The organism is Bacteroidota bacterium (assembly GCA_039821555.1).
Lineage (GTDB): Bacteria > Bacteroidota > Rhodothermia > Rhodothermales > Rubricoccaceae > JBCBEX01.
Genome location: JBCBNX010000016.1, coordinates 24,757 through 40,541, shown reverse-complemented (window position 1 = coordinate 40,541; position 15,785 = coordinate 24,757). Strand labels below are relative to the sequence as shown.

Annotated in this window: 12 protein-coding genes; 4 read left to right on the top strand and 8 right to left on the bottom strand. The window is 66.4% G+C overall.

Going from position 1 to position 15,785, the window contains the following annotated elements; translation table 11 throughout:
- Window positions 1-313 precede the first annotated feature (313 nt).
- From AAFU51_15030 to AAFU51_15020, 3 genes are all read right to left on the bottom strand, one after another.
- Window positions 314-2,095 (bottom strand): T9SS type A sorting domain-containing protein, encoded by a 1,782-nt coding sequence (locus AAFU51_15030; protein ID MEO1572568.1) that lies wholly within the window; start codon window positions 2,093-2,095, stop codon window positions 314-316.
- A gap of 68 nt (window positions 2,096-2,163) precedes the next feature.
- Window positions 2,164-2,574 (bottom strand): response regulator, encoded by a 411-nt coding sequence (locus AAFU51_15025; protein ID MEO1572567.1) that lies wholly within the window; start codon window positions 2,572-2,574, stop codon window positions 2,164-2,166.
- A 241-nt stretch (window positions 2,575-2,815) separates the two neighbouring features.
- Window positions 2,816-7,042 carry an ATP-binding protein gene (locus tag AAFU51_15020; protein ID MEO1572566.1) on the bottom strand — a complete coding sequence of 1,409 codons (4,227 nt, stop codon included), beginning with the start codon at window positions 7,040-7,042 and terminating at the stop codon, window positions 2,816-2,818.
- A gap of 289 nt (window positions 7,043-7,331) precedes the next feature.
- Between AAFU51_15020 and mrdA the strand changes: the two genes are divergently transcribed.
- From mrdA to rodA, 3 genes are all read left to right on the top strand, one after another.
- A complete protein-coding gene (gene mrdA, locus AAFU51_15015) occupies window positions 7,332-9,170 on the top strand; it encodes a penicillin-binding protein 2 (protein ID MEO1572565.1) in 1,839 nt (612 codons plus the stop codon).
- Complete coding sequence (locus tag AAFU51_15010; GenBank protein MEO1572564.1) at window positions 9,171-9,515, top strand: hypothetical protein; 345 nt, start codon at window positions 9,171-9,173, stop codon at window positions 9,513-9,515. It begins immediately after the preceding gene.
- Between the two features lie 228 nt (window positions 9,516-9,743).
- Entirely contained in the window at window positions 9,744-11,000 is a 1,257-nt protein-coding gene (gene rodA, locus AAFU51_15005; protein ID MEO1572563.1) for a rod shape-determining protein RodA, read from the top strand.
- Between the two features lie 19 nt (window positions 11,001-11,019).
- Here the strand turns inward: rodA and AAFU51_15000 are convergent, their stop codons facing one another.
- The 5 genes from AAFU51_15000 to AAFU51_14980 all read right to left on the bottom strand — a co-directional run bounded on the left by AAFU51_15000 (window position 11,020) and on the right by AAFU51_14980 (window position 14,635).
- Entirely contained in the window at window positions 11,020-11,214 is a 195-nt protein-coding gene (locus AAFU51_15000; protein MEO1572562.1) for a hypothetical protein, read from the bottom strand.
- A 111-nt stretch (window positions 11,215-11,325) separates the two neighbouring features.
- Window positions 11,326-11,547 (bottom strand): hypothetical protein, encoded by a 222-nt coding sequence (locus tag AAFU51_14995; GenBank protein MEO1572561.1) that lies wholly within the window; start codon window positions 11,545-11,547, stop codon window positions 11,326-11,328.
- Between the two features lie 192 nt (window positions 11,548-11,739).
- Window positions 11,740-13,674 (bottom strand): molecular chaperone DnaK, encoded by a 1,935-nt coding sequence (gene dnaK / locus AAFU51_14990; GenBank protein MEO1572560.1) that lies wholly within the window; start codon window positions 13,672-13,674, stop codon window positions 11,740-11,742.
- 214 nt (window positions 13,675-13,888) lie between these two features.
- Complete coding sequence (locus AAFU51_14985) at window positions 13,889-14,335, bottom strand: hypothetical protein (protein ID MEO1572559.1); 447 nt, start codon at window positions 14,333-14,335, stop codon at window positions 13,889-13,891.
- An 18-nt stretch (window positions 14,336-14,353) separates the two neighbouring features.
- Window positions 14,354-14,635: a hypothetical protein gene (locus AAFU51_14980; protein MEO1572558.1), complete on the bottom strand. Its 282-nt coding sequence runs from the start codon at window positions 14,633-14,635 to the stop codon at window positions 14,354-14,356.
- A 189-nt stretch (window positions 14,636-14,824) separates the two neighbouring features.
- On the opposite strand from AAFU51_14980, the gene AAFU51_14975 reads away from it, so the two are divergent.
- Window positions 14,825-15,706, top strand: a complete 882-nt coding sequence (locus AAFU51_14975; GenBank protein MEO1572557.1) for a glucose 1-dehydrogenase — start codon at window positions 14,825-14,827, stop codon at window positions 15,704-15,706.
- Window positions 15,707-15,785: the final 79 nt, after the last annotated feature.

Here is a 15,785-nt window from a genome sequence, read left to right as displayed (position 1 = left end):
CAACGGAGCGGGACGGAGAAACGGGAAGGCACAGAGGCACACCGCCCAAAGAAACTGACAGCGGGGCAGTCTGCCTAGCCTACCCGCGAGCAGGAGCGCTTACCTGTCCTGTGCGCGGCTCTGTGCACGACATGAGAACGCAGGAAGGTCCCGCTTTCGCCGCGCCATACGCCCGAGTGGCCCGAAACCCCCGCCGAGCCGCCGACCTCTCGCCTGAACGGTCAACGCTGCTCCAGAGGTAGGCGCATCACACACGCACGCCCCGAGACGCAAGAGCATCCCGGGGCGCGGCTGTGGAAGGGGGAGGCAGCGGCTAGCGCGCCACCACAACACGCTGCGTCCGCGCGCCCGCTTCCGTGGCGAGGCGCACCATGTAGACCCCGCTCGGCAGCCCAGCCGCGTCGAGCGTGGCCTTGTGGGTGCCAGCGGGCTGCAGGCCGTCTGCGAGCACGGCGACCTCCCGGCCGAGCAGGTCGTAGGCGACTAGCCGGGCCTCCTGCGCCGTCGGCAGGGTGTACGTCAGCGTCGTCTGCGTGGCGAACGGATTCGGATAGGCCGTGCTGAGCGCGAGCGCGTCCGGGGTGGTGCCCGTCTCCGTGTTGACGGAGCCCGGCAGGCTCGCGCCTTGGAAGACCCGGATGCCCTGCCGCGGGCTCGATGGATACGTTGCGTTGTCCGCGATAATCACTTCGCCAGCACCGTTCTGACCCCCGACGCGCCCCCCCGGCTCGCCGATGGCGATGTCGTCGCGCCCGTCCCCGTCGAAATCACCCGAGGCCAGAGCGCTCCCGAAGCGGCCGTTGGCGTCCGGCGTCCCCGGCAGGCTATCGAAGTTCGCGGCCAAGGAGATCCCTACGGTAGTGCCAAGCCCGCCTGACGTCCCTTCGAGGGTGTACACCACCCCGGCATCCGTCGTCCCCACGAAAAAGTCTACCCCAGGCGCCCCAACCGCGAGGTCGTCGCGCCCGTCGCCATTGAAGTCGCCGGAGGCCAGGGCAAAGCCGAACTGTCCATTGACATCGGCGCCGCCGGGGAAGTCGTCGAGGCTGAAGGCCCGGGCCGTCGAAAGGAGGAGCCCGCCATTGCTGCCGTTGATCTGCGTGACGTTCCCAGAGTTCTGTACGGTCCCGATGTCCTCGCCCGGCGCACCGATGGCGAGGCCATTGATGTTCGGGTTACCGTTGAAGCTGCCCGTCGCCAGCGCGTGTCCGAACAGGTCGCCTGCCTCGACTATGCCAGGGATGTCCGGTGTGTCCTGGTCGATAAAGAAGGCGCCGTTGAGCGTTCCTGTGCCGTCATTTGTCAGCACCATGACAGCCCCTGCATCCTGAACCGAGCCGATATCCTCAAAGGGAACCCCGATGACCAACTCGTCGGCATTCCCGAAGTCGAAGTTGCCGGCGGCGAGCGAGAAGCCGAACTGGTCACCAGCCTCGTTGCTGCCGGGCAGACCGTCGGAGCCCTGACGAAAGGTCCGGCTGCCGTCAATGGGGAGCGACTCAGCGTCCTGACCAAAGTACACGAAGACACGGCCGGAGTTGTCGGCACTGCCAACCCCATTCCCCGGTGAGCCGACGGCCACATCATCGAAGCCGTCCCCGTTGAAGTCGCCCGAGGCGAGGGCAAAAGCAAAACGGGCTTCGTTCTGATTTACGAAGATGGCACTCCGGATCGCCAGGCCGCTGGCGGAGCCGAATGCAAACCGGACACGCCCTCCTCGGGATGTGCCGTCCGCGTTGAGATCACCCGGCGAGCCGATCGCTAGGTCGTCGAAGCCGTCGTTGTTGAAGTCGCCCGAAGCAAGCGCTCGACCCGTCTGGGCCCCAGCGGCACCCAGCCCCTCAAAGTATTGGTTGCGCTGGTTGGCGAGCCCGACGCCGTCGGAACCGTAGATCACATGCACGGCGCCGACGCCGTCCTCCTCCGGCACGCCAACGGCCAGATCTTCCACGCCGTCGTTGTTGAAGTCGCCCGTCGCGACGGCGCCGCCGAACTGGTCATTCGTTTCGAGCCCCCCGGCGATCTGGGCACGAGCACCCGGGGCGAGATAGATCGTGAGCAGGAAGAAGGTCGCGAGATATGCAATAGGACGCATCATGGAGCCAGGCATTTTGGCGAGACGGCCTGGGCTAGGAAGCAGAGGGCGTACAGAGGTAGCTGAGTTCATGGATGGGTAGAGATGGGTGGAAGGGGAGGGCAGACGTCGGGCAAAAGCGATAGGACCGATGCCATGAGTCGCTTCGCGTTGAAAGGCTTCGTCAGCATCGGCCCGGCCCAGTCGTAGACCGGCTGTCCGGTCACGAGCAGCACCGGCACGTCGGCCCAGCGCGCGTCGGCGTGGAGGACCGCCTCCAGTTCGAGGCCGTCCATGCGCGGCATGACGAGGTCGGCGACGACGAGTGCGACGCCGTCGCACCTGCCGTCCCGCAGCAGCTCCATGGCCTCCTGGCCGTCCGCCGCCTCGACGATGCGGAGCGAGAGCCGGGAAAGGCACGCCCGCATGTAGTCGCGCGTCTGGGCGTCGTCGTCGACGAGCAGCACAGTTGCGGAGATGTCGCGGGGCAGAGCAGGCATCGAAGCCGGGGCAGAGAGGCCACCGAGGGCGCTCCCCGGATGGCTGGCGCCAACCAATGAACGCAGGCCTCCCGAGCCGTTACGAGAGCGTCCTGGATCGTTCGCTCAGCGTCCCTGGGATGCTCGCCAAAGCCTCTGGGACGTTCAGCGAACGGATCTGGCAGGTTTGCTTGGATGCCCCGCGACCGTCTCTCCTACGCCTTTCCTCCTATACCTTCGCTTCCTGTGCCTCGTCTCGCGGTCACTCGGCTTCCAGCGTAGACCCTACCGCGTATGCTGCGGGGGTTTGCCCGTAGGTCTCCTTGAAGCGGGTGCAGAAGTGGCCCACGTTTTTGAAGCCCGTCGCGTAGGCGACCTCGCTGACAGTGCCGATCTGCGTCCGGAGTAGGTCGGCGGCGCGCTCCAGGCGCAGGTGCCAGATCAACTCCATCGGGGAGACCTCCAGTACGCCGCTGAGGCGGCGGTAGAGCGTGCTGCGGCCCATCCCGACAGCCTTCGCCAACGCATCCACGCCGAAGTCCTCGTCGGTGAGGTGGGCCGCGACGACTGCGCGCACCTCGCTAAGCAGCGCGGTGTGTTCTGGTGTCAGCGCCTCGTCGCGGACGTAGCGGTGCAGGGAGGGTGCTGGCATGGGCGGTTCGGCCGAGGCGTAATGGTCGCGGAGCCGCTGGCGCGAGGCGATCAGGTTCTCGATGCGGACGTCCAACTCGCGCACGTTGAACGGCTTGGTGAGATAGTCGTCAGCACCACGCTCCAGCCCGTCGAGCTTGTCCTGCATCGCCGCCCTAGCGGTCAGCAGTACGAGGGGAACGAACGCGAGGTCAGGGTCGGACCTAAGGGCACGGCACAGGCCGATGCCGTCGAGGCCCGGCATCATGACATCGCTCACGATGAGGTCCGGCACGAAAGCGCGGGCATGCGCGAGGGCTTGATGTCCGTCCGCGGCTTCGAGGACGCGGTAGCGGGTGGCCAGGTGCCGCCGGACGTAGGCACGCACCTCGGCGTTGTCGTCCACGACGAGGACGGTCTTGGCCTGCGCGTCCTGCGGTTCGAGACCAGCCTTCGGGGGCGTGTCTTCCCCGAGAACCTCGCCTACGAGCATCTCCTCCCCGAGCACCTCGCTGGTGAGCGCGGGGTCAGTGCCAGCGGCAGGCGCACCAACCGCAAGCGCACCCATCGTGGGGGCGGAGGCGTCGGGAGCGCGCTCGTGGGGCTGCAGGTGCCCCTGCCAGAGCGGAAGGCGCACGACGAAGCGCGTGCCGTCCCCGGGCGTGCTCGTCACGGCGACGCGGCCGTGGTGCAGCTCCACGAGGTGCTTGACGAGCGCTAGTCCGATCCCGGTACCCGGGTGCTGCCGCGTTGAGGAGCCGTCGGCCTGGTAGAAGCGCTCGAAGACGTAGGGCAGGTGCTCGGGCGCGATGCCAGAGCCGCTGTCCTCGACCGTGAGGACGAGGTGGCTGGCGTCCTCCGCATCGGGGGTGCTTCCGTTGGTGGAGGCTGTCCTGTTGGGTCGGGCACCATCGGTGCGGAGCACCACCCGGACGGTCCCGCCTTTGGGCGTGAACTTGAGCGCGTTCGAGAGCAGGTTGCCAAGCACCTTCTCGAGCTGCTCGGGGTCGGCCCAGAGCATCAGGCCGACCGGGACATCGGGGGGCACCTCCAGGTCGAGCGCGATGGCCTTGCGCTCGGCGAGCGGCGCGAACGCTTCCACGGTCTGCGCAACGAAGGCGCGGACGTTGAAAGGCCGAGCGCGCAAGCGCATCGTGCCCGACTCGAGCCGTGACACGTCGAGCAACTGGTTCACGAGGCGAAGCAGCCGTCGCCCGTTGCTCAGCGCCACCTCGACCTGCTGCGCGAGCGGGGTGGGGACGGCTCCGTGGAAGCCCTCCTGGACATCCTCAAGGGGTCCGATGATGAGCGTGAGCGGCGTCCTGAACTCGTGGGAGATGTTGGCAAAGAAGTTGGACTTGGCGCGATCGAGGTCACGGAGGGCATCGGCCTGGACGGCGACGGTGTGCTTCTCGCGCTCCAGGTCCTCGGTGCGCTGCTTGAGGTCGCTGGTGCGCTGGCGCACGAGCACATTGAGCGCCCGCTCCCGCGCACGCGCGCGCCATAGCCGGGCGTAGCCTACCCCGGCGACGAGGCCCACCACGCCCAGCCCGCAGAGCAAGCGGAACCAGAGCGTCTCATAGAAGAAGGGCGCGACGCGTAGCGTGAGCGTGGCCGCCGCCTCACTCCACACCCCCGTGTGCGTGCGGGCCTCGACGCGGAAGGCATAGGTCCCAGGCGGCACGTTGGTGTAGGCCGCACGCCGCTCTGTGCCCGCCTCGACCCAGTCGGCGTCGAGGCCGTCGAGGCGGTAGCGGTAGGCCACCCGCTCGGGGTGGCGCAGGCTCAGGCCGACGTACTCAATGGCGAAGCGCCGCTGGTCGGCCGCGAGACGGATGGGCGAGCCCTCAGCGTGGGCAAGGGTAGTGTCCTGGGTCCTCACCTGCTCGACGTGGACCAGCGGGGGTTCCCGGCCGAGCCGGAGCGCGACCTCGGGCTCGACGACCGCCGCCCCTTCGAAGGTGGGGAACCACAGGCGCCCGTCCGGGCCCTCGAAGGCAGGGACGCCGCTCGTCTCGGGGTTGAGGAGGCCGGACTCGCGCCCGTAGAGCACCGCGGGTATGCGGGCGGCGTTGCCATCGAGGGCGGCGTTGAGGTCGGAGCGCGCCGCGCGCTGGATGCCCCGGTTTCCGCTCATCCAGAAGTAGCCAGCGTCGTCCTCCAGGATCGCCGAAACCACGTTCTCGGCCAGCCCCTCCACCTCGGTGAGGGTCTGGAACTGCCCGTCGCGGAAGCGGACGAGGCCCCCGCCGTAGGTGCCGAGCCACAGCACGCCCTCGGCGTCTTCGTGGACGTAGCGGACGCGGTCGTCGGGGAGGCCGTCGGATTGCGTGTAGCGCGTAACCTCACCGTTCGCGACCTGGTAGAGCCCTCGGTGTGTGCCGACCCACACGGTGCCTTGTCGGTCGCGCAGGAGGTGCCGCACCTGGTGCAGGCTGTCCAGTACCGTCTCCAACCTGGGGTTTGGCCCCCACACATCGGCGATGCGGTGCACCTGGCCTGAGCTGTAAAGCCAGACAACGTCGGGGTCGACCGGGTCGGCGTAGAACTCATGGACGATGCTCCCGTCACTATCCCGCTGTGCGATTGTAGCGATCGCCTGGAGTTGGGTGCGCTGTTGACGGAGGATCTCGCGCGGGAGATCGGGCCAGTCCGGTGGTCGGCGATCGAAAAGCAACCGCTGGTCCCTCGCGACCTCGAACGCGCTGTGGGCGATAAAGGGAGCGCCGTTGAGGAGCAAGGGCGTAGGGCGTGTACCGTCGGCGCGGAAGACTTCTCTGACGCGGTCGATCAGGATGACCGAACCCTCTGCCCCTCTGCTGATGGAGACGATGGGCGCGTTGGAAGCGATCTCCGTGGTCACATAGACCTGGAAGGGGTCGTGTCGCACCCGTACCAGCCCGCGCGTCTGTGTGCCGACCCAGAGCGACCCCTCGCGGTCCTCAAACACGGGTGGGAGTCTGTACCTCCGGAATCCGAGGTCGAGAGCGGCGGTCGGCGTCGCTGCGTCGGGCCCGACAGCGAGGAGGCGTGCACCCTCCTTCACCCAGAGCGTTTCGTCCCGCGCGTGGAGCACAGGGCAGCCGCTGTCAGACAGGGGGTATTGCCCCCGGGCCGTTCCGTCGGGGGAGACGAGCGAAACGGTGCCCGCGGTGGTTGCCCCCGCTAGCGCCTCGCGGCGAGACGGAGAGGGGATGAGGTAGCGGAAGTCGGTGGGTTGGGCAAGCTCCGGTGCGCCGGGCGTGAGGCGAGCCAACAGGTATTGCTCAGCGGGGTCTGCAGGGGTCGTGAGCGCGCATCGGCCGCGCCCCGACGCGCTGGCTGGGGCGCGCGGACCCCGAGCGCGGGCATAGGCCCCCCAAACCTGTCCGTCGGCGTTAACCACCATCCCTTCGCTACCCAGCCCACCTTGGACGTGGTAGTCCATCTTGCGGAAGTGCTCGCCTTCCTGGAGGTAGAGACGGCCGTTCAGCGTACCCCAGAGCTGCCCGCTACGGTCCTGGGCAATGGCGTTGAAGGGAACGCCCTCGGGCACGCTCGCCACGAGGACGAAGCGGCCTGCCTCCAGGCGAAAGACCTGACCGGTGCCGATTGCGACAAAAAGAGTGTCCCCTACGCTGCGGTGGAGGCTGGTGATGCTCGTCAGCGGTGGCATGCCCGGCGCGAGCGGGGCGAATGTGGTGAAGCGGTGGCCGTCGAACCGGGCCAGGCCCCCGTTCGTGGCCACCCAGAGGTAGCCGTCTGCCGTCTGCTCGATGTCGTTGACCTGGTTGCCCGGCAGTCCCGCCTCCGTCGCGAAGAAGTCGGCGCGGTAGGGCGAGGTGACGCGCGGCTGTGCCCAGAGGGAAGGAAGGCTCAATCCTAGACTCCCAAGCAGCAGCCAGATCCCGACACGTAGGTAAGCCTGCAGGCGTGAGCGCCCGAGGGTGGGAGACAAGCACGGACGCGGGAGGCAGATGGACATGCGTCGCGAACATAGGCGTCAGGCACCCGGCACGCAATAAAGTGTGCGCCTGCTTGGCGTCTCAGTGGGACTGCGTGGTAGAACAGCCCCTCGCCGGTGCGGTATACTCGAAGCCGCGCACGACCCGCCCGGCCCGGTCCACGGCTGCGACCGGCGACCCTCGACCCAGGATCCCTCGTTCCGCATGTCTGCCTTCTCCACCAACGATGGCTCCACGCTGCGCCTCCGCATCTTCGCGGGGACGGTGCTGCTGCTCTTCGGCCTGCTCGGGGCGCGGCTCGTGCAGATGCAGATCCTCGACCAGAGCCAGTACACGGACGAGGCCGAGGACAACGCCATCGAGCAGAAGCTGGTGCTCCCGGCGCGGGGCTACGTCTACGACCGCAACGGCGAACTGCTTGTCGACAACGTTACCACCTACGACCTCACGGTCACGCCGCGCCGCTTCGAGACGGAGCACCTCCCCGACCTCGCGCGCCTGCTCGGCGTCTCAGATTCGCTCATGCAGGTGCGCTACGACCGCGTGGTGGCGTACTCCCGCTTCAAGGAGTCGGTGCTGATGGAGAACATCCCGTTCGGGGCGTTCGTGCGGCTGCGCGAGAATCAGTACCGCATCCCCGGCATCGGCTTCGAACTGCGGCAGCAGCGGCGCTACCACGGCGAGGCCGAGCTGTCGCACGCGCTCGGCTACGTCCGCGAGATCAGCGAGGACCAGCTCGAAGCGATGCGCGCCGAGGGCTACCGTCAGGGCGACAAGGTGGGCATCGCTGGCATCGAGTCGCACTACGAGAACGTGCTGCGGGGCCGCGTCGGGCGCGAGTTCGTGCTCGTCAACACGCACGGCATGGAGGTGGCGCGCTACAAGGACGGCGACGACGACCTCGACCCGCAGGCGGGCTGGGAACTCCACCTGTCGATCGACGCGCGCGTGCAGGCGCTCGCCGAGAGCCTCTTCGTGGGCAAGCGCGGCGGGGCCGTCGCCATCAGCCCCAAGACGGGCGAACTCATCGCGATGGTGTCCGCGCCGGACTACGACCTCGACCGCTGGCGTGGACGCCTCTCGCAGGACTTCGTCGACTACGTCTACCGCAACCCCGACCGGCCGCTCTTCAACCGCGCCACGCAGAGCTTCCAGCCGCCCGGCTCGACGTGGAAGCCGTTCATGTCGCTCGTCGCGCTGGAGGAGGGTATGATCACGCGCGACACCCGGCTCTTCTGCGGTGGCGGCTACCTCCTCGGCGGACGCTTCTTCAAGTGCCTCGGCGGCACCCACGGCCCCATCGCTGTGGAGCGTGCCATCCAGGTCTCGTGCAACACGTTCTTCTACCGCCTGATGAACGACGAGATCAACGGCAAGCGTATGGACCTCACGACGTGGAGTACGTGGGCCAACCGCTTCGGCTTTGGCACGCGCGCGCCCATCGACTTCCCCGACCAGCACCCCGGCCTTATCCCTGACTCGTCCTACTTCGACGAGCTTTTCCCGCGTGGGTGGGGGCCGGGCTTCACGATCAACCTCGGTATCGGGCAGGGCAACATGGGCACGACGCCGCTGCAACTGGCGCGCTACACCGCCGCCATCGCCAACGGCGGCGAGTTGCCATGGCCGCACCTCCTCAAACACCAGATCAACTCGACCGCAGGCGACACGCTACGCCCGCGCTGGGAGTCAGACCCGCTGCCCGTCTCGCCGGAAAACGTCGACATCATCCGGCGTGGGATGGAGCTCGTTGTGGAAGCCGGGACGGCCCGCATCGCACAGATCGACAGCGTCTCGGTCGCGGGCAAGACGGGCACCGCGCAAAACCCGCGCGGCGACGACCACTCGGTGTTCATCGGCTACGCACCCGTGGACGATCCCGAGATCGCCGTCGGCATCCTCGTCGAGAACGCGGGCTACGGTTCCACCGCCGCCGCGCCCATCGCGAGCCTGATGATGGAGCAATACCTCAAAGGCCGCGTCGACCGCATCGGGCTCATCCAGGTGGTGATGAACCGCCGCAGCGGCCAGGATAGGGGCTAGATGCACAATTTCGAGGAGTTCATCGAGCAAGTACGGAAGCGGCCTGGGATGTACCTCGGGGACGAGTCCAAGCGCTACCTCTACGGGCTAGAGTACCTCATTCTGGGAATTAATCTGGCGGAGCATATGTATGGCCTGCCAGCTGAGGAGGCCGTTCCCATGAGCGGCTACAACGGTTTCGAACGATGGATTGAGAAGAACAAGCTGCCCAAACAGCGAAGCATCAAATCGTTTGCAAAGGCGGCCTGGGAGGCTGGCTCCGACGAAGCTGCCTTCGACCTCTGGGTTTCGTGGTGGGACGAGTTCCAGCGCGAGCGCTTGCAGCACTCAGAGGCCGAAGGCTAGGGGCATGCTGATGAACCTTCCACCTTGTCACCCCCCGCTTGCACGCCTGCGACGGCGCGCAAGCTGTCCCCCTCGTAGGCGAGGGGACAGTCCGAGGAGCGGAGTGCGCAGCACGGAGGCGACGCCGGACAGGGGGTGCCGACACGGGCAAAACCTCACACAACCGCTACACAGGTACGTGGGATCTTGCGCCCAACAACGCCAACAGCCAACCGCTGACAGCCCCGCATGAACCGCAACTGGACCCGCAACCTTGACTGGACGGTCATCGGTACCTGGGCGGCGCTCGTGAGCGTCGGCCTCGTGGCGATCTACAGCGCGACGCACGGCCCGGCGTCCGAGTTCTTGCTCGACACCGTGCAGCGCAACTTCGCGCGGCAGGCGCAGTGGTTCTTTATCGCGAGTGTCGCCTTCGCCATCATCCTCCTCATCCCGGCGACGACCATTCGGCGGCTCGCCTACGTCGGCTACGCGGTCACGTTCGCGCTGCTCGTGCTCACGCTTCTCTTCGGGCGCGAGATCAACGGCGCGCGGTCGTGGCTCTACATCGGCCCCATCGGCCTCCAGACGTCGGAGTTGATGAAAGTGGGTGTGGTGCTGGCCGTGGCGCGGCTGCTCTCGGCGAAGGAGGCGCGCGCGGGGCAGTGGCCCTACCTCGCCGGGGCGATCGCGCTCATCGCGGTGCCGATGGTGCTTATCGCGCTCAGCGACATGGGCACGGCGCTCGTGGTGGCGGCGCTCATCCCGGTGATGCTCTTCTGGACCGGCCTTGTGCCTCTGCCGGTGATGGCGCTGCTCGCGGGGATCGCCGTGGCGGGCTATCTCGCGATCATCAGCCCGATCTGGGGGCTCCTCTTCGGTCTGGCGTTCACGGCCACGATGGGCTTCTGGGTGAAGCGGCGCTGGTTCACGGTCGTCGCGGGCGTGTGCTCGGTCGGCGTGGCGCTCGTGACCAACTTCGCGCTGTACCGCGTGCTCAAGCCGCACCAGCGCGGGCGCCTTACCGCGTTCGTAGAGCCCGAGGCGTATCGCCTCACCGAGGGCTACCACCTGATCCAGGCAAAGGCGGCCGTCGGCTCCGGCGGGCTCTTCGGCAAGGGCTTTATGAGCGGCACGCAGACGCAGCTCGCGTTCATCCCGGAGCAGTCCACCGACTTCATCTTCAGCGTGATCGGCGAGGAGTTCGGCTTTATCGGCGCGATGCTCGTACTCGGGCTCTTCGCACTGCTGCTCGTGCGCATGACATGGCTCGGGACCTACGCGGGCTACTCGATGACGCGCCTCGTCGCGGGCGGAGCGACGGGCATCTTCCTCGTCCACGTGCTCATCAACATCGGGATGAACCTCGGCGTGATGCCGGTCATCGGCATTCCGCTGCCGTTCGTGTCCTACGGCGGTTCGGCGCTCCTGGCCAACACGGTGCTGGTGGCCATCGCGCTCAACCTCCACGCGCGACGGGAAGAGTTCTCGATCTACGGGGCGTAGACCGCACCCAGGATCGCGTCTACCAACTCGATGGGCAGGACGCCGGAACGGTGCTCGCGTCCGCCCACGTGGACTCCAGACTCGTCCAGCGGCGCCCGTACGTCGTGCCGCGTCCGGGAGGGGCCGTCATCGGGATGAGTTGGATGCAGTCGGTCGTGTCGCCGTAGAACCGGAGCTCGACGCCGACGCCATACTCGGGATGGAGGATGCGCATAGGAGCGCCGTTGGTACCGAGGTTGAACGGCGGGTAGTAGAGCCAGATGCCTTCGGGGTCGAGGCGGATTTGGTTGACCGTGTCGTACGTCTCTCCGTAGCCGAGGCCTTGTCAGGTGAAGCCGTTCAGGAAGGACCGGGTCTGACCTCCAGCGAGCGCGCCGGGCTTCGCCTTCCACGCGGTCACGTCGGCCATCGTCTGCGCTGCGAGGGCATACACACGGTCCGCTGTGCTCTTGCGCCGGTTCTCCTGGAAGGACTCGATGCCGCTCGTGACCGAGAGGCCGACGATGACGATGCCGAGGACGAGGAGCAGGAGTTGTTGCTGGCCCATGAGACTGGAGGAAATGGAAGCGGGCTGAGTAGGTGGGTGCCCGCACTGGCAGGGCAATGCGTAGGATGCAGGACGAACCAACTCCTGTACCGCCGCGCTCAGAAACGCGACTGCCCCGGCAGCGGGTAGCTACCGGGGCGGTCAAGCGGTCGGAATGGAACGCCATGCCGACGGCACAGCGCTGGGGACGCGCTACTTAGGCTCGTCGCCGTCGACGACCTCGAAGTCGGCGTCCTGGACAGGTTCGGCGGCGGGCTCGGCCGGGTCGCCCGCGGCGCCGTCGCCCTGGGCCGTGTCGCCCTGGGCCGTGTCGCCCTGAGCGTCGGCGTCGGCCTGCTGCATGTCCGCGTAGGCCTCGGACCACGCGGCGTTGAGCTGCTCCACGGCGGAGTCGACCTCCTCGATGTTCTGCGCGCTGTGCACCTCCTTGAGGCGGCCGAGCGCGGCCTCGATCTTGGCCTTCTTCTCGTCGGGGAGCTTGTCGCCATACTCCGTGAGGTTTTTCTCCGAGGAGAAGATGAGCGAGTCGGCGCTGTTGAGCTTGTCGACCTTTTCCTTGCGCTGCTTGTCTTCCGCGGCGTGTTCGCGGGCGGCGCGGCGCATGGCCTCGATCTCGGCATCGGTGAGCCCCGACGATGCCTCGATGCGGATCGACTGCTCCTTGCCCGTGGCCTTGTCCTTAGCCGAGACGTTCAGGATGCCGTCCGCGTCGATGTCGAAGGTGACCTCGATCTGCGGCAGGCCGCGCGGGGCTGGGGGGATGCCGTCGAGGTGGAACTTGCCGATGGTGCGGTTGTCGATCGCCATCGAGCGGTCGCCCTGGAGGACGTGGATCTCGACCGACGGCTGGTTGTCGCTCGCGGTCGAGAACGTCTCCGACTTCCGCGTCGGGATGGTCGTGTTGGCCGTGATGAGCGCCGTCATCACGCCGCCGAGCGTCTCGATGCCGAGGTTGAGCGGCGTCACGTCGAGGAGGAGCACGTCCGTCACGTCGCCCGAGAGGACGCCGCCCTGGATCGCCGCGCCGATGGCCACGACCTCATCAGGGTTAACCGAGCGGTTCGGCTTCTTGCCGAAGAACTGCTCCACGACCTCCTGAATCTTCGGGATGCGCGTCGAGCCGCCCACGAGGATCACCTCGTCGATGTCGGACTTCGAGAGGCCCGCGTCCTGGAGCGCCTTCTGCATCGGCGGGGTGGTGCGCTGGACGAGGTCGTCCACGAGCTGCTCGAACTTCGCGCGCGTGAGGTCGAGGTTGAGGTGCTTCGGGCCGTCCTGCGTGGCCGTGATGAACGGCAGGTTGACCGTCGTGGACGCGCTCGACGAGAGCTCGATCTTGGCCTTCTCGGCGGCCTCCTTCAGACGCTGGAGCGCCATCGGGTCGGTGCGCAGGTCGATGCCTTCGTCAGCCTTGAAGGTGTCGGCGAAGAAGTTGATGAGGCGCTGGTCGAAGTCGTCGCCGCCGAGGTGGGTGTCGCCGTTGGTGGACTTCACCTCGAAAACGCCGTCGCCGAGTTCGAGAATCGAGATGTCGTAGGTGCCGCCGCCGAGGTCATAGACGGCTACAGTCTGCTCGGCGTCCTTCTTGTCGAGGCCGTAGGCGAGCGCCGCCGCGGTCGGCTCGTTGAGGATGCGCTTGACTTCGAGCCCGGCGATAGTGCCAGCTTCTTTGGTGGCCTTGCGCTGGGCGTCGTTGAAGTAGGCCGGGACCGTCACGACGGCCTCCGTGACGCGCTCGCCGAGATAGTCTTCGGCGGTCTGCTTGAGCTTCTGCAGCACCATCGCGGAGATCTCCTGCGGGGTGAACTGCTTGCCGTCGATGTTGACGCGGGCGACGCCGCCGTCGCCGCGCTCGACGGTGTAGGGGACGGTCTTGATCTCGCCCTGGACCTCGTCGAACTGACGGCCCATGAAGCGCTTGACCGACGCGATGGTCTTGTCCGGGTTGGTGACGGCCTGGCGCTTGGCCGGGGCGCCCACGAGGCGCTCGCCGTCTTTCTTGAACGCGACGACGGACGGCGTGGTGCGTCCGCCCTCGGCGTTGGGGATGACGACGGGCTCGCCGCCTTCCATCACGGCCACGACGGAGTTCGTCGTGCCGAGGTCGATACCGATGATCTTACCCATGAGGAGGAGTTGGTTCTAGTGTTCGTGCTGTCGGAGAGGGGGAGGCGCGCGCTAGCGAGTCTCGGGCGAGACCCATGAAGCGGGGAGCGTCTGCCAAAACGTGACCCTGGCGCTGCAGGCCTCACGAAATCTGTAGCACAAACCGTAGTACCAACCCCGTGCCAGCGACCACGATGCTGACAGGGTGGCAGGGTGTATGAGAGTCTAGCGAAGGCTAAACAGACTCTGCTTCGACGAGACGCTGCCTTTCTTCGGCTTGGATACGCTGTCCATGCTCAACTAAAGGCATCAGCGAAGAGATAATTTTTGTACCAGCATCAGGGTCGCTCATAATTGCTTGCATAACCATCATTCCAATCTCTTCACCAGAATCAGACCTCTTGGGAATTACTGTCTCGTTTATGATCGTGGTGAGAGTCGTGAGCATTTTAGTCTGAGAATCACTGACAGTCCGTTCGACTATGCTCGCTCGCTTGTCTATCTCAGATAAAACATCCTTGGTTCGATCGTATTGCTGGTTCATGATCTCCTGAGTACGATCAAAGTTCGCCCTGCTATCGCGCTCGCTTGACCTTGCCATCAGAATCGCTACAACCGCCAATACGAGCGAAGCAACGCTCGAAAGAAGTGAAAAGACTTCAACGATAGTTAGGTCTAGCATAGCTGGGATAGCAATATGTCACGCAGCCAGCGCCAGCGTAGCGCTCGGAAGCTGCGCCTCGGCGACGAAGACGCGGTCGTCTTCGCTACGAACGACCTCGCCCGTGAGCAGCCCGCTCTCGATGAGCTGCGCCGCGAAAACGTGACCCAACTGCGACGCCGACTGACCCGGACGCAGCGCTGTGCTGTCGAGGTAGCGCGCCGCGAGGTCGTTGATCGTGCACCAGTCGAGCATGCCGTGTGTGCGGGCGTGCGTGACGAGGCGGCGCAGGAAGGCGGGTGCGTGGTGGTAGGTCAGCATGGCGGCGCGGGTGAGGTGCGGAGGGTTGCGCAGGTGGTACACGCCCAACATCGCCGTTGGGAGTGACAGGATGTGTCATAGGGGTCGCAGAAAGATTCAGATTTCTGTCTACGTCCCGATGCCTGCGGCCGCCCAGCAAGTCGGCGCGGCTCCCTATTTTCAGGCCCGTTTCCATCTGCCTGTCTCCGTATGACCTCGCCCTACCCCCGCGACCCCGCCTTCTCCACGTTTCGCGGCCTCGTCGGCAAGAATGTGCTCGTGACCGGCGGTAGCTCTGGCATCGGCCAAGCCATCGCCATCCGCTTCGGCTACGAGGGCGCCAACGTGGCGATCAACTACCTCCGCGACCGCGACGAGGCTGAGGCCACCGAGGACCGCATCCGCGAGGCGCGCGCCGGACACGTCGCCGCGTTCCAGAGCTGCGCCGAGCAGGTCCGGGCCGAGGACGTGCAGGTGTGTCTCCACCAGGCCGACGTCTCCGACGCCCACGAGGTCCGCGACATGTTCGAGCGCGCCATCGCCCACCTCGGCGGCATCGACGTGCTCGTGAACAACGCTGGCATCCAGATCCCGAGCGACTCCCACGACACGACCGCGGCCGAGTTCGACAAGGTACTCGGCGTCAACCTGCGCGGGGCGTTTCTGTGCGCGAAGGAAGCCATCGAGCACTTCCTGGAGGCGGAGAAGCCCGGCGTCATCATCAACGTGTCGAGCGTGCACCAGATCATCCCGAAGCCGCGCTTCGTGGGCTACTCGGTGAGCAAGGGCGGCATGCAGAACCTCACGCGTACGCTCGCGCTAGAGTATGCCGCGCAGGGCATCCGCGTCAACGCCATCGGCCCCGGCGCGACGGTCACCCCTATCAACTCAGCCTGGGTGGACGACCCCGAGAAGAAGGCGATGGTGGAGGGCCACATCCCGCTCGGCCGTGCCGGCTCCTCCAAGGAGATGGCCGCCGTGACCGCCTTCCTCGCCTCCGAGGAGGCCGCCTACATCACCGGCCAGACGCTCTACGTGGACGGCGGCCTGACGCTCTACCCCGACTTCCGCACGGCGTGGTCGAGCGAGTGATTTATGATTGTCGATGGGCGACTTTCGATTTGTGGTTGAGTGTCGCTTCTAGTATCGAATCGTAAATCAAAAATCATCA